The sequence below is a fragment of the Mucilaginibacter sp. NFX135 genome, from assembly GCF_048565145.1.
Lineage (GTDB): Bacteria > Bacteroidota > Bacteroidia > Sphingobacteriales > Sphingobacteriaceae > Mucilaginibacter.
In genome coordinates, this window is the sequence record NZ_CP183412.1 from 69,571 (window position 1) to 88,958 (window position 19,388).

Annotated in this window: 15 protein-coding genes; 6 read left to right on the forward strand and 9 right to left on the reverse strand. The window is 43.6% G+C overall.

The window, feature by feature from the left end; all coding sequences use genetic code 11:
- Positions 1-81: 81 nt before the first annotated feature.
- The 5 genes from ACNURT_RS00310 to ACNURT_RS00330 all read left to right on the forward strand — a co-directional run bounded on the left by ACNURT_RS00310 (position 82) and on the right by ACNURT_RS00330 (position 9,206).
- Positions 82-2,514: a TonB-dependent receptor domain-containing protein gene (locus ACNURT_RS00310; protein WP_419700050.1), complete on the forward strand. Its 2,433-nt coding sequence runs from the start codon at positions 82-84 to the stop codon at positions 2,512-2,514.
- 149 nt (positions 2,515-2,663) lie between these two features.
- Positions 2,664-3,416, forward strand: coding sequence for an MBL fold metallo-hydrolase (locus ACNURT_RS00315; RefSeq protein ID WP_419700051.1), 753 nt, complete (start codon positions 2,664-2,666; stop codon positions 3,414-3,416).
- A 552-nt stretch (positions 3,417-3,968) separates the two neighbouring features.
- Positions 3,969-5,204, forward strand: coding sequence for a TolC family protein (locus tag ACNURT_RS00320; protein WP_419700052.1), 1,236 nt, complete (start codon positions 3,969-3,971; stop codon positions 5,202-5,204).
- Between the two features lies 1 nt (position 5,205).
- On the forward strand, positions 5,206-6,153 hold the full coding sequence (locus ACNURT_RS00325) for an efflux RND transporter periplasmic adaptor subunit (protein ID WP_419700053.1): 948 nt from the start codon (positions 5,206-5,208) through the stop codon (positions 6,151-6,153).
- A complete protein-coding gene (locus tag ACNURT_RS00330; RefSeq protein WP_419700054.1) occupies positions 6,150-9,206 on the forward strand; it encodes an efflux RND transporter permease subunit in 3,057 nt (1,018 codons plus the stop codon). The genes ACNURT_RS00325 and ACNURT_RS00330 overlap by 4 nt, the downstream gene beginning before the upstream one ends.
- Before the next feature lie 124 nt (positions 9,207-9,330).
- On the opposite strand, the gene ACNURT_RS00335 is transcribed toward ACNURT_RS00330, so the two are convergent.
- The 5 genes from ACNURT_RS00335 to istA all read right to left on the reverse strand — a co-directional run bounded on the left by ACNURT_RS00335 (position 9,331) and on the right by istA (position 14,125).
- Positions 9,331-10,773 (reverse strand): nucleoside hydrolase-like domain-containing protein, encoded by a 1,443-nt coding sequence (locus tag ACNURT_RS00335; protein WP_419700055.1) that lies wholly within the window; start codon positions 10,771-10,773, stop codon positions 9,331-9,333.
- 107 nt (positions 10,774-10,880) lie between these two features.
- Positions 10,881-11,153 (reverse strand): nucleotidyl transferase AbiEii/AbiGii toxin family protein, encoded by a 273-nt coding sequence (locus ACNURT_RS00340; protein WP_419700056.1) that lies wholly within the window; start codon positions 11,151-11,153, stop codon positions 10,881-10,883.
- The gene (locus ACNURT_RS00345; protein WP_419700057.1) at positions 11,153-11,581 is read right to left on the reverse strand and encodes a hypothetical protein; all 429 of its coding nucleotides are present in this window, start codon (positions 11,579-11,581) and stop codon (positions 11,153-11,155) included. Before ACNURT_RS00345 ends, ACNURT_RS00340 begins: the two co-directional genes overlap by 1 nt.
- Positions 11,582-11,829: 248 nt before the next feature.
- Entirely contained in the window at positions 11,830-12,576 is a 747-nt protein-coding gene (gene istB, locus ACNURT_RS00350) for an IS21-like element helper ATPase IstB (RefSeq protein WP_128533444.1), read from the reverse strand.
- A gap of 19 nt (positions 12,577-12,595) precedes the next feature.
- Positions 12,596-14,125 (reverse strand): IS21 family transposase, encoded by a 1,530-nt coding sequence (istA, locus tag ACNURT_RS00355; RefSeq protein ID WP_419699087.1) that lies wholly within the window; start codon positions 14,123-14,125, stop codon positions 12,596-12,598.
- A 68-nt stretch (positions 14,126-14,193) separates the two neighbouring features.
- Here istA and ACNURT_RS00360 point away from each other — a divergent pair, with 68 nt between their 5' ends.
- Positions 14,194-14,937, forward strand: coding sequence for a DUF4917 family protein (locus tag ACNURT_RS00360; RefSeq protein ID WP_419700058.1), 744 nt, complete (start codon positions 14,194-14,196; stop codon positions 14,935-14,937).
- A gap of 160 nt (positions 14,938-15,097) precedes the next feature.
- Here ACNURT_RS00360 and ACNURT_RS00365 read toward each other — a convergent pair whose 3' ends face one another.
- The 4 genes from ACNURT_RS00365 to ACNURT_RS00380 all read right to left on the reverse strand — a co-directional run bounded on the left by ACNURT_RS00365 (position 15,098) and on the right by ACNURT_RS00380 (position 19,386).
- The gene (locus ACNURT_RS00365; protein ID WP_419700059.1) at positions 15,098-15,796 is read right to left on the reverse strand and encodes a nucleotidyl transferase AbiEii/AbiGii toxin family protein; all 699 of its coding nucleotides are present in this window, start codon (positions 15,794-15,796) and stop codon (positions 15,098-15,100) included.
- Positions 15,754-16,254: a DUF6922 domain-containing protein gene (locus ACNURT_RS00370; protein WP_419700060.1), complete on the reverse strand. Its 501-nt coding sequence runs from the start codon at positions 16,252-16,254 to the stop codon at positions 15,754-15,756. The genes ACNURT_RS00365 and ACNURT_RS00370 overlap by 43 nt, the downstream gene beginning before the upstream one ends.
- A gap of 69 nt (positions 16,255-16,323) precedes the next feature.
- Positions 16,324-17,544 carry a site-specific integrase gene (locus tag ACNURT_RS00375; RefSeq protein ID WP_419700061.1) on the reverse strand — a complete coding sequence of 407 codons (1,221 nt, stop codon included), beginning with the start codon at positions 17,542-17,544 and terminating at the stop codon, positions 16,324-16,326.
- A gap of 750 nt (positions 17,545-18,294) precedes the next feature.
- Positions 18,295-19,386 carry a DUF5677 domain-containing protein gene (locus ACNURT_RS00380; protein WP_419700062.1) on the reverse strand — a complete coding sequence of 364 codons (1,092 nt, stop codon included), beginning with the start codon at positions 19,384-19,386 and terminating at the stop codon, positions 18,295-18,297.
- Positions 19,387-19,388: the final 2 nt, after the last annotated feature.

The window sequence follows — 19,388 nt, forward strand, 5'->3', positions numbered from 1 at the left end:
AATACTGCAAATTTTAAAGGCTGTTAGTCTTTACGGGGATTGCTTTGTCAAAAAAATTCCAACCCCCAAATCTTAATCACCATGAAAACTAAACAACATACCTTTAGCATAATTTTACTGCTTGCTTTGCTGATCATGCAACCCGGTAGTATCCTTGCCCAAACCAACAGTGGTAATTTGATATTAAAAGGAATCCTGTCTGATTCGACCACACACGATAAATTGGCTTTTGTAACGGTAAAACTAAACGATGACAAAGGCCAAACCATCAGGGCCGGTGTAACCCGTGAGGACGGCTCATTTGTTTTTTCAATGCTGGCGCCCGCAACTTATCATGTGGTGATGGTAACTATAGGTTACGCGCCAAAAACATGCCTGCTTGATTTGCAAAAAGACACGGATCTGGGTTCTATCGGTCTGAAACAGCAGTTTAACCGTTTAAAAGAGGTTGCTATAACCGGCACAAGACCTATCATCAAACAAAAAGCGGATCGCATCATTTACGATCTGCAGGCCGACCCTGAAAGCAAATCCAACAATGTTTTGGGAATGATGCACAAGATCCCATACATCACGCTTGATGGCCAGGATAACATCCTGTTAAAAGGTAATTCCAGCTTTAAAATTCTTATAAACGGAAAGCCATCCCCCAGTATCGAAAACAATTTAAACGCCATACTGAAAAGCATGCCGGCATCTACTATTGAAAGAATAGAAGTAATCACTATACCGCCATCTAAATACGACGGTGAAGGGCTGGCCGGCATCATCAATATTATTACCGTAAAAAAACTAAATAACGGGTACAGCGGATCAGTAAACGTCAACGAAAGTTTCCCGGTTGGCGGCCCCGGAGCCGGGGGAGCTTTTACTGCTAAAAGCGGCCGTTTTGTTATAGCTGCTTTTGGCGGCGCAAGTATTGCTAACAACCCTAAAACCACCTTTACTAATAGCAGGGAAACATTTGGCACAGCCTCAACCAGCCTGCTGCAAACGGGAGATCGCCGGTCAAACAATAAAACAGCCTACTTTGGCACCGAAATGAGCTACGAGATCGATTCGCTTCACCTGTTTTCGGGGCAGTTTAACCTAAACGGCAGCCGTACAAGCGCTCATATGACCCAGGTATCCGGCCTGAACGGCACCTCCGGGATAAACGAAGCTTATGATCTGCTGAATAATAACAAAGGAACAGGCTATGGCTGGGATGCCGCCCTTAATTACCAGATCGGCTTTAAAACGGCTAAAAACAGGCTACTGACCTTCTCGTATCAGTATTCCAGTAACCGGAATAACCGTAATGGGGACGTAACCATCACCAACCCGGTAAATTTTAATACCCCAGGCTATACCCAAAACGACCGGCAAAAATTCAATGAGCATACCTTACAAGTTGATTTTGTAACCCCGGTTAAACAGGTGAACATTGAGGCTGGTGTAAAAGGCATCCTGCGTACCAGTAACAGCAATTTTGGCTACAATAGTTTTAATAGTGCTACGGGGCAGTTTGATGCAGACGCGGCATTATCCAACCAGTATACCAACAACCAAAATGTGTTCAGCGCGTACAATTCTTATCAGGTTAATTTAAAAAGCTGGAATATCAGCGCCGGGATCCGGGTAGAAGAAACCGTTATCAGGGCCGATTTTATCAGTACGGCAACAGTTGCCAAACAAAATTATTTTAATGTACTGCCATCCATCGCTGTAAGTAAAAATTTCAGTGATCAAACCGCGCTTAACTTTGGGTTTTCACAACGCATCCGCAGACCGGGTATCAACAGGCTTAACCCCTACATCGACCGCTCTAATCCTAATTTTGAATCGACCGGAAACCCCAACCTGCGCCCGGTACTGCTGAACGATGTACAGGCAGGATACAGCAGCAATAAAAAACTCTCCCTAAACATAGGCCTGGACTATTCCTTTATGAACAACCTGGACTTGCAGGTAGCCGACTTTGACCCATCAACACAAATTACACGTACAAGTTATGCAAATACAGGCAAAGCAAGCAGCTTTGGCGGTAACCTGTCACTCTCCTACCCGGTTAGTAAGCTGTACAATATAAGCCTGAATGGCAACCTGATGTACCTGTGGCTGCAGGGAACCGCGGACAGGAGTATTGTACATAACGACCGGCTGATGTATTCCTTCTCCCTTTCAAATGGTTTCCGCTTCAATAAAGGATGGGCAGTAAATGCCGATCTGAATGTAGTTAGCCGCAACCCTACAGGCTTGCAAGGCTATTCGAACGGATTTGTTAGTACTGCTTTCAGTGTAAATAAAGAGCTGATCAAAAATAAACTGGGCTTTGCTGTGCGTGTGAATAACCCATTCACCGGCTCCAGGAATAATATTAACCGTACCTTCGGACCCGATTTTAACCAGTTGTACACCTCCCGTGATTATTACCGGTCGTTCGGCATCAGCCTTAATTATAAATTTGGCGGGCTTAATGATGGTGTTAATAAAAGCCGGAAATCTATCGAAAATAATGATGTGGCCAATTAGTATAGATTCTCTAACCCTCAATGAATCATTCCTTTTTCCCGGGTAAAAATTGTGACACATCTCACACAGTTTTCAGACTGCGGCATGATAGATTTGTTTTAAGATACACCAATCAAAAATCGTTTACGACACATCACGATATTAAAAACATGAAAGACATAGCTAATGTAACCTACCTGGGCGGGCCAACTATTATTCTTGAAATAGGAGGACTAAGATTAATAACCGACCCGACGCTTGACCCCGCAGGTGAAACATTTATGATAGGTGATAAACCAGGCTACTGGAAAACTTCGGGACCGGCCACCGCCGATGTTGGGCATATTGATGCCGTTTTACTCAGCCATGATCAACATGGCGATAACCTTGATCATGCCGGCCGCCGGTTGTTGGAGGCTGTTGGCAAAACATTCACAACGCCCATTGGTGCGGAGCGCCTGGGACTTAATGCCACCGGTTTATCGCCCTGGGAAACCGTCCGCTTAAATGACCGGGTTACCATAACCGGTACACCGGCAAGGCACGGGCCCGCTGGCAGCGAGAAACTGACTGGAGACGTGACCGGATTTATTGTAGAGAGCCCGGAACTACAGATCTATATCACCGGCGATACCGTTTTTTACGAAGGGATCAGGGAAATAGCCTCCAGATACAATCCGCAATATGTTTTTATTTTTGCAGGCGCCGCTAAACCCCGTGGGCCGTTCAACGTAACCATGGGAAGCAATGATGCTATTGATACCGCCTTCGCTTTTCCGAACGCCACCATTATCCCGGTGCATTTTGAAGGATGGTCGCATTACACAGAAGGCGGAGAGATCCTTCAGCAATCTTTTACCGCCCTGGGAATTGCCGATAGACTCCGGATTTTAACACCCGGTGAAAAAGCGAACCTGGTGTAACCGATCCCATCCCAACCTGCTAACGATTCGTATTGCGCTAAGCATATATACCCGGCAAGCCCGGACAACAGAAAAAAATATTTGTCTATACAACAGCCCGGCTTCTTTCCAAAAAAAGAAAACCGGGCTGTTATGTTAAGACCAAAACAAGTCCACAAACCGACCGTTTGACATGTTTTACTGGCACTCAATTATTAATACTTTTTAAACTTTTCAAAACACATCAAAATCGCGTTGAAATTTGTTAAAAAGTGTTAAAATAGATTTTCTCCCGAGTGTTTTTAGCGGTTTTCATGTCGTTTCCGATCAGAAAAGTGTTAAAATTCAAGGTTTAAAAAGTTTTTAGAGCAGCACATTATACCAGCCGTGGATTTTACAAGTTTTCTACAGAATCAAAGTTGAAATTTAGCCCCAAATCAACAAATTGAAAAGACAGACCTTTGATAAGTATTGTACACAAACTGTTTACAATTAATAATTATAAAGCTTAGATTTAAACTATCGGTCGCTAAGCTCAACCCATCTGAATAACCGGTATGGGTATCTTGAATTATGAAACATCTGCTCGTATCACTCCTATGCTTAATGATGAGTTCTTTTTGCTTCGCGCAGCAAAAAACACTGGACGATTACTTACAGATAGCTGTAAAAAACAGTCCCCTGCTCAAGGACCTCAACAACCAAATACTATCGGCACAACTGGATAGCGTCCGTATAAAGGCCGGCTTAAAACCACAGGTAAGCGTTGGGAGCGCCGGTTTATATGCTCCTGTTATTCATGGTTATGGCTATTCCCAGGCTATTACCAACGGGCAAACACTTGATGCGCTGCTATCGGTAAATAAATCGTTCATTAGCAATGGTTACCTGAAAGCGCAATATAACGGCATAGGGCTTCAGCGCGATTCTTTACGCAATAACATTAAACTCTCTGAGCAGGATCTGCGCCGTACAATTGCCGCGCAATACATAGCCGCTTACGGGAGCCTGCAGCAGGTAAAATTCAATAAAGAAGTGGTAACCCTACTGAGCGGCGAAGAGGGCCTGCTTAAAAAACTCACCCGCAACAATGTGTACCACCAAAGTGATTACCTCACCTTCCTGGTTACCTTAAAGCAGGCACAGCTGCAACTCTCGCAGGCCACATTGCAGTATAAAACAGATTTTGCCACGCTTAATTATCTTACGGGCGTTACGGATACCACCATCACTGAGTTACAAAAGCCCGAGCTGCAAAGAGCCATTACTGCTGACAAAACCAACAGTATATTTTTTAGGCAATATGCGCTTGATAGTCTTCGATTGCTCAATACCCGCAAATTGATAGACTACAGTTACAAACCCCAAATAAAAGCCTTTGCCGATGGCGGTTATAACTCGGACCTCACTGCCCTTTACTATAAACATTTTGGCACCAGTGTCGGCTTTAGCATCAGCGTACCTATTTACGATGGCGGGCAGCGTAAGCTATCGTACAAAAAACTTTCGCTGGAAGAAGAATCGCGCAAAAACTATAAGAGCTTTTTTGCTCAGCAGTACAGTCAACAGATCATCCAGCTGAACCAGCAGATAGATGGGTACGATACCCTGATAGCCGATATCAATAACCAGTTCAAATACTCTGAAACCTTAATAAAGGTAGATACCCAACTACTGCAAACCGGTGACCTCCGAATGGCCGATCTGATACTGGCTATCAATAATTATCTCACTATCCGTAACCTGCTTACGCAAAACACCATCAGCAGATTGCTGCTCATTAACCAACTCAACTACTGGAACCGATAATATGAAGAATTTATCATCGCCATATTTTAAATTTTTAGCACTTGCGTGTGTATGCCTGGTATTGACCGTATCGGCATGTAATCATGATACTGCTGCTGCCGACGAAGATGCCGCGGTAAAGTCGCAAACGCCAGTTACGGTAACTTCCATCAACAACGGTACAATGGCCGATTCCATAACGCTGAATGCGACTTCGTCATTTATGCAAAAGAGCTATGTGAAGGCTAATGCTATAGGCTATATACAAAAGGTATACATAAAACCAGGGCAATATGTAAGTGCGGGCCAATTGTTATTCACCATCAAAACAAAGGAGGCGCAAAGCATTGGCAATACCATCAATGTGCTGGATACTACCTTCAAGTTTTCGGGCGTAAATCGCATCAAGGCAGCAAGCAGCGGTTATATTACCCAACTGCTGCACCAGGTTGGGGATTACGTGCAGGATGGTGAACAACTGGCAGCCATAAGTGATAAGGAAAGCTTTGCCTTTGTGATGCAGTTGCCTTACGAGCTTCAAAGCACTTTACACAATAACCAGGATATTACCCTCACCTTACCTGGTGGTCGTACGCTCAGCGGTCGTGTAGCGTCGGTTTTACCTTCGGTTGATACTTTGTCGCAAACACAGGGCGTGGTGATCAGGGTAAACAGCGTTGACCCTATCCCTGAAAACCTGGTGGCCCGTGCGCACATCATTAAATCCGCCAAAAGCAATGTACCTTCTCTCCCGAAATCAGCCGTGTTAGCCAATGAAACACAAACCGATTTTTGGGTAATGAAACTCATTAATGATACCACCGCCATCAAGGTACCGGTGCAAAAAGGTATTGAAACCACAAGCCAGGTAGAAGTCCTCTCGCCAAAATTTAGCCCGACTGATAGAATTGTGGTTACGGGTAATTATGGATTGGCCGATACCGCCAAAGTGAAAATTGTGAAACCATGAAGAACCTGAACAACTTTTTCATTACGCATAAAAAGCCCATCAGCCTGTTGCTGTTCATCATATTGCTGGGTGGTGGTTTCGCCTATTCACGCTTACAAACCTCCTTGTTCCCGGAGATTACTTTCCCTAAGATCAAAATTATAGCCGATGCCGGTTTACAACCGGTAAATAAAATGATGATCACGGTGACCAAACCGTTAGAGAATGCCGTTAAGCAGGTGCCTAACCTACAATATGTACGCAGTACTACCAGCCGCGGTAGCTGTGAAATATCTGCCTTCATGAACTGGGATGCGGATATCGACCTGAGCCAGCAGCAGATCCAATCACGTATTGACCAGATCAAAAACGACCTTCCCCCAGATGTGAACATCAGTGTCGAAAAAATGAACCCCTCTATCCTGCCGGTAAGCGGGTATACGCTGGAGAGCCATAGCAAATCGCCCATTGAGTTAAAGCAATTGGCAACCTATACCGTAAAACCTTTTCTATCGCAGGTAGATGGTGTGTCCGAGATCAGGGTCATCGGCGGTAAAACCAAGGAATACTGGTTGGTGCTGAACACACAAAAGATGGGATCCCTGGGGCTCACACCAGACATTATCACCAATACCCTCGCCCAAACAGGCTTTATCAAATCAGAGGGCTATCTGTCTGATTATAAAATGCTGTACCTAACCGTTACGGATGCTTCTGTAAATACCCGTGAGCAACTGGAAAATATGGTGATCAGCAATAACCGTAAGCGGGTAATACAACTCAAAGATATAGGCAGTATACAGATCAATCCCGGCATTGAGTATACTAAGGTAAACGCCAACGGACATGAGGGCGTACTGATAGCGGTGATCAAACAGCCTAACGCCAATTTGATTGACCTTTCTGATGCGATGACCCAAAAGGTGGCCGACCTGCAGAAATTACTTCCAGCCGGTGTAACCATCAAACCATATTATGTTCAGGCTGATTTTGTAAACGCCTCTGTAAAAAGCGTAGGCGATAGCTTATGGATCGGACTAGCGCTCGCTATTATTGTAGCCATTATTTTTTTATGGTCGATAAAGGCCAGCGCCACTATACTAATCACTATCCCGGTTACGCTCTGCCTGACCCTGATTGTTCTGTATGCGCTGGGCTATACTTTTAATATTATGACGCTGGGGGCCATAGCGGCCGCCATCGGACTCATCATTGATGACGCCATTGTTGTTGTGGAGCAGATCCACCGCACGCACGAGGAACACCCTGAAGAGCCAACACTGACATTGCTTCAACGGGCGGTTGACTACCTTTTTCCGGCTATGGTGGGTTCTTCCATCAGCACCATTGTTATTTTTATCCCGTTTGTAATGATGAGCGGTGTTGCCGGTGCTTATTTTAAGGTAATGACCAACACCATGATCATTACGCTGGTTTGCTCCTTTTTTGTAACCTGGATAGGTTTACCGGTCATATATCTGCTGCTTACCCGCAATCACCAAACCAACAGTGTGCAGGTAAAAGAAGCACACGGTGTAAAAAAACAGCGCTGGGTATCCTTTTTCATTCTGCGCCCATATCTGAGTATCATGATGATGCTGGCACTTGCCGCCGTAATTATTTTTATACCAGCTGGCTTAAAAACAGGCTTTTTACCAGACATGGATGAGGGCAGTATCGTACTGGATTACACTTCACCTCCCGGTACATCGCTCGAAGAAACCGACCGCATGCTACGCGACATTGAAAAGATTATCATCAAAAATCCCGAGGTGGCAGCCTATTCCCGCAGAACAGGCACGCAAATGGGTTTTTTTATAACCGAACCCAATACCGGAGATTACCTGATACAACTTAAAAAAGGTCATAATAAAACCACCGAGGAAGTGATCGGCGATCTGCGGCAGAAGATCGAATCGACCCAACCTGCCCTGAGGGTAGATTTTGGACAAGTGATCGGTGATATGCTGGGCGATCTCATGACATCTACCCAACCCATCGAGATCAAAATTTTCGGTGATGATCAGGTTAAATTGCAACAACTCTCCAAACAAATAGCCGCCGCCGTAACCAATGTAAAAGGCACGGCGGATGTATTTGACGGCATTGTGATTGCCGGGCCATCGGTAAACATTATACCCGATTATACCATGCTGGCTCAATACAACCTTACACCTGCCAATCTGCAAACGCAGATACAATCGGCCTTACAAGGTAATGTGATCGGTAGTTTGTTTGAGAAAGAGCAACAATCGCCTATTCGTATGGTATATCCCGGCAACCGCTCTTTAGATGTGGCCAGTCTTAAAAAACTAACCATCTTTTTACCCAATGGCAAGCCCTTGCCCATTAGTCAGCTGGCTAATGTAGAGTTAAGAACAGGCGATGCGGAAGTACAGCGCGAAAACCTGCAGGCCATGGGTGTTATCAGTGCCCGGCTGGATAATGTAGATCTGGGCTCGGTTATACCAGCTATCAAAAAAAATATCAGCGCCATCAATCTGCCAACAGGATATCACGTAGAATACGGCGGTGCTTATGCCGAACAGCAGCAATCATTCAAGGAGCTATTGATCATTCTGATCACTTCAAGTCTGCTGGTTTTTGGTGTGATCCTTTTCCTGTTTAAACAATTCCGCATAGCGCTGCTTATACTGGTGGTGGCGGTATTGGGTATCGGTGGTAGTTTCCTTGCACTATGGCTAACGCAAACGCCGTTAAACGTGGGCAGTTATACCGGTTTGATCATGATTGTAGGTATCATTGGCGAAAACGCCATTTTTACCTTCTGGCAGTTCAGGGAAAGTACCCGGCACAAAAATATCAATGAAGCCATTATCTATTCTATCTCCACCCGTTTACGCCCCAAATTAATGACGGCGCTGGGAGCCATTATTGCCCTGCTGCCGTTGGCCTTGGGTATAGGCGCGGGTGCTCAGCTGCATCAGCCACTGGCCATCGCGGTTATTGGTGGTTTTCTGGCTGCATTGCCGCTATTGCTAATCGTGCTGCCCAGTATGTTATGGCTGCTTTACCGCAATCATAAATTTGTGCATCCGCCCGCAACTGCATAATTTAACATAGTTAAAGCTGTGCCGAAGAATTGGCTCTAAGGAATAAAAGCACATTTTTCTCTTATACGGTTCTCCGTTTTTTACAATAAGTATTGTCGCAATAAGTTGCTGTGATCTGCAAGTACTACTTTGGAAGAATTGTCACGATTACCCGCTTATAACGGCTTAGCCTTGGCACACCCTTGTCGGTCACTTTCAGTATAATGTGAACAGTTTGCGGGCTATCTACTTCCGGAGCTTTCAAATCATTGTAAGCGGAGATGTTTTCGGGAAATATGATGACGCTTTTCTTTGATGTTCCAGCTTCGGGATATTGAAACCACAAATAACTCAATCCGTCTCCGTCCGGGTCATAGGACGCACTGCCATCAAGGGAAAAAGTTCCACCTGATTTCACTGTGATTCGTTCGGGCGTGGACAGCTTAACAACAGGCGGGTGATTTGCATCTTTGTAATTTTTATGGCACCAGGTCATTCTCGCTGCGAAATCGTTTTGAAAATCTTCGCGCCATCTCCAGAGCGTCACATGATTACCTTTGTAAGTCGCTGTATCTTTTACCAGCGCCAAGCCCCATTTGCCTGCTTTGTATGGCTTGTAACTATCTTCTGCGTTCGTCCAAAACGGCCTTGTCTCTTCTTCCAGCGGCACAATCCATTTTACTTTGGGGTCATAGGCCGGTTTATAATATTCGTAGCGTCCTCCCCAGCCGCCCCAATTAGGATGCTCGGGCTCGTTCAGGCCGTTTGGAATAAGCATCAGCCAGGATGGCGTGTCGCCTTCCATGCCCCAGGCCACATCTGGATAAATGGCGCCTAATGGTCCATGCCCCTCCTGAACATTTTTTTCAAGCCAGTCATTAGAAATCACCTCGTTATTAGCACCTGAAAATACCCGGTTTATAGCAGACCAGGTCGCATTGTAGTAATTTCCCGGGCTCGCGATGTAGAACAGATCCGGGAAATTGCGGCGGATCCAGGGTCCGGTATTATCCTGATCGGAAATTGTATACACCCTCAATTTGCTGATCAGCCGTTTTGCAGTTGCTTCGCTCCTCGTCTCTTTTATTTTCCAAAGTGCCTGCGCCAGTGTATTGGGGCCGCCCCAGACAGCGATCCATAATGGACGGCTGTCTTTTTTCTCCAGCATTTGAATGATCCATTCCGAGCCCTCTGAATCTTTACCTTTGCCTACACCTTCCATACCATAGACTGGCAGTCCTTTTTTTATCAGCCCTAAAAGTTTTTCGGCTGACGGAAAACCAGGTTCATGTTTGAGCAGGTTCGGCTGGACCTTAGCATAAGCATACACCACTTTTTTAATAAGCTCAGGACTGACCTTTGTTGACTGGTGAACCGAGGTTGATGCGATGAGTCCTTCTATATCGATCTGATTGGAGTATAACATTAACCGGATCATCGACATAAAATCGTCCGGTTCATTTCCGATATCGGTAACTACGATCAGACGGTTTTTGGTAAGTATTTGTGCCGATACAGAAGCACCTGTAAAGAGCACAATACTCAATACATAAAGCAGAATTACTGTTTTAATTGAATTTTTCTTCATTATTTACTCGTTTATATCGCAGGCTTTCTTCCTGCATCAAATGGTCACTGTAAGATAAACATTTAGTGCAAATTTGAACTTTAAGCATCATCCTGACCGAAGGCTTTTCACCTTTTAGCCAGCCGGCTGTCAGTGTCACCCGGTCTGCGGATCACTACGATATCAATATCTTCTGAAAATCGCTCTATCAGCTTGTAACATTTGGATAAGGCGGTCCCGCCTTTAAAAACCGCATCATGGGCAAGATCGGAGCCGAAAACTATTTTAAGGGCCAGCGTTACCCAGTAGTCTTTTTCGACGTAAATCTCGGCAATATTCATTTGCTGCGCGGTCGCAGTGATCGCGTCTTTAAAAAGTTCAGGATTTTCGTGTAAGGTCATTAGGTAATATTCCAGGTGGCAGCGTTTGGCAAAATTTCTTTGCCCAGGCCGAATTCAAAATCACTTAGCGGGTTCATGCTCTTGCGCAAGGCTGTAAGGTCTTCTAAGGGGTTTATTAGCCCCATTAAAGCCCCTGCCAAGGCCCTTGCACGAGGTGGGTATTTTAGAGCGAGCTGCAAGAAGAGCTTTTTGTCTTCCAGTTGGCTTATACCGTCGGTTAATAACTTGATAGCAGCCTGCTTGTTTAGGTCCGGTATGCTCTTCAGGTCTTTTAAGGCGTCCAGATATTCCAGGTAACGGTAATTGCTATCGTTAATATCTACATTGCTTTTTATAGAGGTAACCTTTAGGTTACCGAGTTTTAGCTCCAGCCGTTTATCCCGGGTTGCGATCTTGACGTTTTTTGGCACCTGAGTGGTCAAGCCCATTCGGTTATATAGCGATAGCCCGGTGATATAGGCGACCCTTTTTCCGCTTTCAAATAAGTAAGGTTTTAGCAGCTCTTGTTCATCAGGTTTTAGCACGCCGAATGCTGAGCGCTTTGGTTTATATGTATGTTATGGAGATGTTGACCACCTGATTCCGGGCCAAACTGACCAGGCAATTAGCTGACGTGGGGCGTGCAGCAAACGCTATAAAAGCGTGTACAAAAATAGTTATTTAAAAGGTATTTTCATTAGTAGCTGGTTTCCGGTTCAACGTTACGTTTTCTTCTCATAGATTCTCCCTTTAGTTCGATGCGGTGCGCATCATGAACGATCCGGTCCAGGATCGCATCAGCAACCGTTTTTTCACCGATCACTTCAAACCATTTGCTTACCGGTAGCTGTGAGGTTATGATCAGCGAGGTCTTGCCGTGCCGGTCCTCGATCAGTTCCATTAGCGCAGCCCTGCTTTGTGCATCAAAAGGCTGGATACCGAAGTCATCCAGTATGAGCAGCTGTGTCCTTTCCAGTTTAGCGAGTTCCTTGATATAAGAGCCGTCTGCCTTAGCCATTTTCAGTTTAGCGAATAGCTTAGGGGTGCTGGCATAAAATACCCTGTAGCCCAGCATACAGGCCTGATAGCCGATAGCAGAAGCCACATAGCTTTTACCGATACCGGTGCTGCCGGTAACCAGTATGTTTTCATTGCGGTCAATGAAGGTACAGTCTGCCAGGCGCATGATCTGGTTGCGGTCGATACTTCGGTCGGCATGGTAATGAACGTCCTCCACAGAGGCTTTATAGCGGAACTTGGCATACTGTATCTGCCGTTCGATACGCCTGTTTTGCCGGTCGTCCCATTCTGCATCTACCAGGTGGGCCAGCAGTTCATCCGCTGTATAATCATTCGTTTTACCCGTTTCCATGCTGCTTTTGAAGGCATGGAACATGCCGAAGAACTTCATCTTCCGCAGTTTGTCTAGTGTACTTGTGTTCATGTTATTTGTTGTTTAATGGTTATTTGTAATAGTCTTTTCCCCGGATATTATCATGGTTAGGCATAGGCAACTCATCTGCAAACAGGCTTTCCTCGTAGCCATCCATCTTGTTCTCCAGGATGGTTTGTATCGTTTTATAGTTATGAATACCATAGCTGAGCGCACGCTGGCAGGCCATCGTTAACCGTTCGTTACCTGCTTTCTTGGCGAAGCCAAGTACACCCAGGCAGGACTTGTAGGCCTGCTCCGGGTGTTGCTTCCGGTCAAGGATCTTCAGGATATACAGCCTCACATCCTCATGGATGGATGCGGCCCAATCCAGGAACTTATCAGGTGTCCAGTCAGTTACAAAGCGGTGTGTAGTGGCCATGTGGTCTTTATCGGTTGTATAGCCGTAAGGGTTCTTTGCCCGCTTATGCAAAGCGATACGTTCATAGTTGGAGTAGATCTCCACGATAGTGCGGGAATACAATAGCTTTACCCGCTTGCCGATGAAGCGGTAAGGCACACTGTAATAGTGTTTATCAGGGCCAAGATTGACATGGCCGTTCTTGATCACCTTAGCGTAGAAGTGCTTTTTGAACTGGTAAAGCAGGACAGGCAGCGGCATCAGGGTATGCCGTTCGATCTCTTCAAACTGTAGCCTGCGGCTATAGTTACGTCCTTTGAGCAACTGGCTGTTATGGGTTTCCAACGCTTCCCATATACCTGTATTCAGCTCTTTTAAAGAGTGATAGGTAACCCGGTTGATAGGCGCGTAGATCTTGGTATAAATGATCTTAACAGCACCTTCTACCAGTGCTTTATCACGCGGGCGGTACGCCCGCGCCGGTAGTATGGTGGTACCGTAATGGTCTGCAAAGTCCTCAAACGTTTCGTTCAAAGTGGGTTCATAGCGACTGCTTTTGGTCACGGCTGCCTTCAGGTTATCGGGTACAATGGCGGCAGGAACGCCGCCGATAAAGTGCAGCGTATTCTCGCAAGCTGCAATAAAGTCTTCCTTTTGCTGGCTCGGAACCGCCTCTACATAGGTAAGCTGACTGGCTCCGAGGATAGCCACAAAGACCTCTACTGCAATAACTTCACCGGTATCCTTATCGGTATAGCTTAGCTTTTCGCCTGCAAAGTCCACATAAAGCTTATCACCGGCTTTGTGATCCATGTGCATGGTCGGGTTGACCCTGGCCTTCCATTGGTTGTAATAAAAGCAGAATTGGCTGTACTGGTAGCCGTCAGGGAACTCTTTGCGGTAGGATTCCCATAACATATACCGGTTGACACCGGTGCGTTTGAGTTCTTTATCTACTTGGGGAAAACAGCGCTGCATGGACTGCATACGGCTGGTGGGCGGGTGTTCTTTGCTTTTACCGAAGAGATCTTCGAGTTCCTTATCGTTAAGGGCATCGATCTCTTCAAAGGTAAAGCTGCTGGCTTTAAAGGCGGCCAGGTACTTCTTTACGGTATTCCGGGATGCATCAGTCTGGGCAGCGATGGTCATTATGGGCCGCTGCTGGCTGTACATCCTTAAAATCTTTCTAATCTTACTCATGCTGATCGTCGAATTGGCCATGTTTGGAGGTATATGTTGCCTCCAAAAGATGGTTGCTTCTACAGCATTTGCTACACGTTGAGGGTGGTCAGTTTGTCCCGGAATCCCCTGGTCAGTTTGCCCCGGAATTGGTGGTCAGCTTGCCCCGGAATCAGGTGGTCTGGTTCATCAGAATCTCCAATGTGTTTTCTACAAATTACGATTTATTGCCTTATTGGGTGTTAATGAGGAATCATGCAAAAAATGCCATTGATGGATTTGGTAGGGATTTACTGACAGATATTGAGAGTGGTACTTATGTTCCCAAAGAAGATTTAGAATATTCTGAATTACGCTGGGGTAAACACAAAGACGAACAAAACATTTATTATTTACATGGCACCCTACCAATTTTTGACGATGGTATTCTCATTGTCAAAGAGGAGTATGATACAGAACATTATCTTTTAGAAAATGTAAAAAGCAAAATTGAAAATAACGAGTATCCTATTTTTGTAACTGCTGGGAATGGAAAAGAGAAGTTGTCTCATATTATGCATAATAAGTATTTAACTTTTTGTTATGATCAGTTGTCAAATATAGAAGGCTCACTAATAACATTTGGTTTCAATTTTGGTGATTACGATACACATATTATTGATGCCATTAACATCGCAACCAAACATGGAATGAAGATAAAGGAGAAACTTTGGAGTGTTTATATTGGTGTGTTTTCAGACGACGACTTAAAACATATATTGGAAATAGAAAAAAAATTTAAATGCAAAGTTACTCCTTACAATGCCAGAACAGCAAATATCTGGAATAGCTAAATTTCGTTTTTGTCCAAGTGCCGTATTATTACCTTTTATTATATAGCTGTATATCTGATTATACAGATACACAGCTATATAGTTACTAAATAATATTCTCCGCAAATTTGCGGAGAATAAAACAGTCATTCTCCGCATCTCTTAAAATTGACAAGATCTACTATCTCTTAGGACCACCTCTGTTAGGTCCTATATCTTCAGAATTATCATCGTCCCGATTAAATCCCGGATTTTCCTGTTCCCTATCATGTTTTGCTATGGCATTGTTAATACTTGCACTTACATGTTGCCATCTTAGGTTTTTATCTTTAAGAATCACAGGAACATTAAAATCAATATCCTTATGGTAGAGAAGCGAGTTACGGGCTTGAGTTTGATTCACATTGGGATATTTACTAAAATAAAATTCCAGAATGTCTTTATATTCAAATTCCTGTAGCAGGTAATGAATATCAATAAAGTCTTTGATTCGCTGCCCGCTATGAACTATCGCATTTAATTTCATGGCGGCAATATCTTCTAAGGACATCATCCGAATACCTTGAATGGTTTCGATTTGTTTAACTGCAGGGTATTTATGACTAATCAGGTCAAAATCTACGTTAGAAATACTCCCGCTGACATAGTTGCTTTGTTGCCTTCTGATTAATGCGTGATATTGTCTTTCCAAATGGGCCGCTAATATTGCGGCATCAAAATCCCCAATATTAAATAGATCTATATCAATGGATTCTCTATGGCCTAACTTTAATGCTAAAGCAGTTCCGCCAACAAGGTAAAAAGAGTTGAATTGCTGATCTTGCATCAGCTTTTGAATTAGATCCAGTGTCCCTGGTTTAACTGTTTCTTCGTGTAACATTTGAGCTCGGTTTTGCTCAATTGAAAATATTCACAAACAGCTTCTACAGTCATATCGGTTAAATAATTGATTTCTTCTTTTAAAGCATGAACTAGATTATCTCTGCCATAAAATCGTATCATTTCTTTCCAATCTGAATGGTTGCCTTTATCAAGCACCCGCTCCATAATAGTCAGTCTTGATCGCCTCCAATCAATTTTATCAAACTCAAAATCCCAGAATAACACGGGCGAGAGATTGGGCCTGCTGATTTTTTGTATCAGCGGTTGCCGTTCTATTTTAACCTCCTCGTTTTCAAATGGGACCTTTTTTTTTGAAAGGTAATTATTAAGGGTATGATAATTAAAATCCGGGTAGCTATCGCAAAAACCTTTCAGACTTGAAAATACATCAATATCAATGCCTGCAAAACGTTTCCATTGCACCAACACTACTCGTTTATTGATTTCTTTTATCATACCCAAATCTAACCATAACTAAATAAACTGCCTAATATTTGTGAATATTTGTCACTTGATGGTTAATAATTAGTTAATTGATGACAATTTGATTTTAAGTGCGGCCATATCAGAACTAATCTTATGATCCATTACTTTAGCATAGATCTGTGTGGTCTTGATGCTGGTGTGTCCCATCATCTTAGCCACACTCTCTATCGGAACGCCATTATTAAGCGTTACGGTGGTGGCAAACGTATGCCGGGCAATATGGAAAGTCAGTAATTTGGAAATGCCGCACAAGTCGGCTATTTCCTTTAAATAGGCATTCATTTTTTGGTTACTCATCACCGGTAGCAAAAGGTCATCGACAATGCATTGCGGATTGTCTTCGTACTTTTCAACGACTTTTAATGCGGCCGGCAAAATGGGAATGCGGGATAAAGTATCTGTTTTCTGGCGGTTAGTATGAATCCATAGGTCGCCGTCGATTCCCTTAGACATTTCGGAACGTTTAAGCTTTTTAACATCTACATAAGCAAGCCCGGTATAGCAGCTAAATAGGAAGATGTCCCTAACCAATCTTAGTCTGTCTACGGGAAATTGCTTTTCGGCAATCGCTGTCAATTCTTCTTTAGTCAGCACTACCCGATGAACTTTCTTTGTTTTGGGTTTATAATTTAGATAGGGGTCAACAGTAAGCCAGCCGTTTCCTAAACAGATACGGACAATCTTGCCTAAGTTCTTGATATACTTGATCGCAGAATTATTCGCACACTTGCGCACGCTCCGCAGGTAGTATTCAAAGTCATTAAGGAATTCGAAATTGATTTTTGTGATAGGTATATCAGAAACATTGTGCTGCCACTGTATAAAATCTTTGGTATGCATTAAAGCTGTTTCATAACGTTGTAGTGTGCTCTTCTCAAATTCCTGTCCTACCAGGCTATGCATCTTTTGGTTATGATCTTCAAAAACGGTAACCAAGGTGCGTACCTTTTCTGTTTTACCAATAAAGCGATTTTTGAGGCTTTCGGCGGTAACCATTTCGTCATTAGCCGTCATCCAGCGATGGAACTCCTGGGCTTTGGCCTGCAAGGTGTCGAGATAAGAGTTGAGGGTACGAACGTCTTCTTTGGTGCCGATAGCACGGCCTGCTTGTGTATTCCAGCGGGAAGGGTCGCAAGTTTTACCGGTTGAGGCTTCAGCTCTTTGGCCGTCAACGGTAAATCGGAGATAGATGGCCACTGGACCATGCTTGTAGGTAGAGCGCTTCTTTAAATAAAAAAGCAAATTGATGTTAGTTCTCATTACAAATGAATTAAATAGTGAAACAAAATTGATTATTCCATCACTTGCAATCAAGATGTTCACTCGCTGAACATCTTATAAATCAGTTACTTATGGTATTTCTGGTGAGCATCTTTTTAGCTTTAATATGCTCACCGAATTGCTCACCTTTTTTATGCTAAAACATGCATATTTTGGTATTTTCGGCCAAACAAAAAAGCCTGTAAATCGATGATTTACAGGCTTTTAGGCAATTTTGACATTGTTTTCAGCGGAATGGACGGGACTCGAACTTATCCCTTTAATATTCTCTATTTCAATATCTTACAAGTTTGCAAAAGTGGCAATTCCCGAATTTTCCACAAATAATTTGCAACAGTTTAATTCCTAATGACTTACATAAAGATACGCATTAATACCGATTGATGCAATTTATTCTTAATTAACGATTAGCGTAAAGTGGCACTAAAGGCGATCTCGATAGTGAAGATTGGCTTAATAAACGAATTGTTGGTATCCAATTAAGTTTATTTGTCTGTCGGTTTCGGTACAATCAAAACATAGCATTTTGCTTTGACACTTTAAAATGAAATCGTTTGCCTCATTCATTCATGTTGTATATTTAAAAAAAACATGTTTCTACGTTTGATAATGTTCAGTTATACTTTACCCGAAGATGTTTATGGCTAATATCACTCAATATATCTTAAACTTTGAAAGTCTAAAGTCGATAACAGCTTCCTTTCTTACCTCATTCGATGTTAGAGGGTGTTAGCTTTTATTTGGTGGCGTTTCTCCAAGCTGTCCAATCAATTTTTCATAAAGTTTGTCCAAAATTGATATGTTCGCTTCAAATTGGTGATCCGGTGAAAAAATAGCTAACATTTCCGTATTAATTTCCTGAAAGCAAGCCATGGTCAATTGCATTGGATCTACGAAAGCTTGTAATTCATGCTCCTGTGCGGTAATGCGGTCCATAATCATTTTATCACCATTCCAAAAGTCTGTCAGTCGTTCAAAATTTGGATGTGTAAAACTCGAAGCCCAAATGTAAAACGGTCTGAATTTACTCAAGCCTACATGGGCTTCGATCGCGCGGAATGTTGGCTTTTCAGCAAGCACTTTCGCAGCCCATCCATAGTCCTGCTTAAAGAGTTGTGCTTCGAAATGTTCACGCAACCAAGCGCCGCGCTGTTCAATATCCATCACCTCTTGCTGGTCTAACGGATCGAAACCAAGTTCGCCATGACGTTTTATATAACTCTCCGCTCTTACTTCTAAATCACGATGCCCTGCCGCATCGAAACGGTCGGCTAATTCATTCGAATTTTCTCGGAGTAGCAATAGGCCCACCACAGTATGTTCATAAAATGTACGCCAAAGCGTAAGAGCAGCCGAAGTATAACCATGTGACAATAAAATTCCGATCTCATCGGCCATACGGCAAAGATTACCATACATACAAAGATGTAGAGTGTGCCGCTTATCAAGAATCGCACCCTGCAGACCCAAACGCAGTTTTTCGTAAATCAAAAAACAGGTATGCAGATATCCAAAAAAATAGAGAAAAGCGCGTCGATGTCGACCGACTATTTCCGCCTGACTACGGCGCTTCATCATTCGCCAATCCTGAAGATAACTACTACCAAAGGCATGGTCAGCTACCATTTGTGCGATTGAATCGTACATATGTGCATAGAACTCTTCATTAAGAAGGTTCATGCGTTCTCTAAATTCTGCTTCCGGTATTTTCAACTCTCTTCTCGCGGAAACCAGCGCGTTCTCAATAATCCCGTCCAGGTTCTCGATTATAAGATTCTTGACCTTAACATTTTTTGTTAGCTGACTTTTGGCTACATCCATAC

Excerpts from the sequence above, each read along its gene's own strand:
- ACNURT_RS00310 (WP_419700050.1), top strand. The coding sequence starts at position 82 with ATGAAAACTAAACAACATACCTTTAGCATAATTTTACTGCTTGCTTTG.
- ACNURT_RS00315 (WP_419700051.1), top strand. The coding sequence starts at position 2,664 with ATGAAAGACATAGCTAATGTAACCTACCTGGGCGGGCCAACTATTATT.
- ACNURT_RS00320 (WP_419700052.1), top strand. The coding sequence starts at position 3,969 with ATGAAACATCTGCTCGTATCACTCCTATGCTTAATGATGAGTTCTTTT.
- ACNURT_RS00325 (WP_419700053.1), top strand. The coding sequence starts at position 5,206 with ATGAAGAATTTATCATCGCCATATTTTAAATTTTTAGCACTTGCGTGT.
- ACNURT_RS00330 (WP_419700054.1), top strand. The coding sequence starts at position 6,150 with ATGAAGAACCTGAACAACTTTTTCATTACGCATAAAAAGCCCATCAGC.
- ACNURT_RS00335 (WP_419700055.1), bottom strand. The coding sequence starts at position 10,773 with ATGAAGAAAAATTCAATTAAAACAGTAATTCTGCTTTATGTATTGAGT.
- ACNURT_RS00340 (WP_419700056.1), bottom strand. The coding sequence starts at position 11,153 with ATGACCTTACACGAAAATCCTGAACTTTTTAAAGACGCGATCACTGCG.
- ACNURT_RS00345 (WP_419700057.1), bottom strand. The coding sequence starts at position 11,581 with ATGGGCTTGACCACTCAGGTGCCAAAAAACGTCAAGATCGCAACCCGG.
- istB (WP_128533444.1), bottom strand. The coding sequence starts at position 12,576 with ATGAACACAAGTACACTAGACAAACTGCGGAAGATGAAGTTCTTCGGC.
- istA (WP_419699087.1), bottom strand. The coding sequence starts at position 14,125 with ATGAGTAAGATTAGAAAGATTTTAAGGATGTACAGCCAGCAGCGGCCC.
- ACNURT_RS00365 (WP_419700059.1), bottom strand. The coding sequence starts at position 15,796 with ATGTTACACGAAGAAACAGTTAAACCAGGGACACTGGATCTAATTCAA.
- ACNURT_RS00370 (WP_419700060.1), bottom strand. The coding sequence starts at position 16,254 with ATGATAAAAGAAATCAATAAACGAGTAGTGTTGGTGCAATGGAAACGT.
- ACNURT_RS00375 (WP_419700061.1), bottom strand. The coding sequence starts at position 17,544 with ATGAGAACTAACATCAATTTGCTTTTTTATTTAAAGAAGCGCTCTACC.
- ACNURT_RS00380 (WP_419700062.1), bottom strand. The coding sequence starts at position 19,386 with ATGGATGTAGCCAAAAGTCAGCTAACAAAAAATGTTAAGGTCAAGAAT.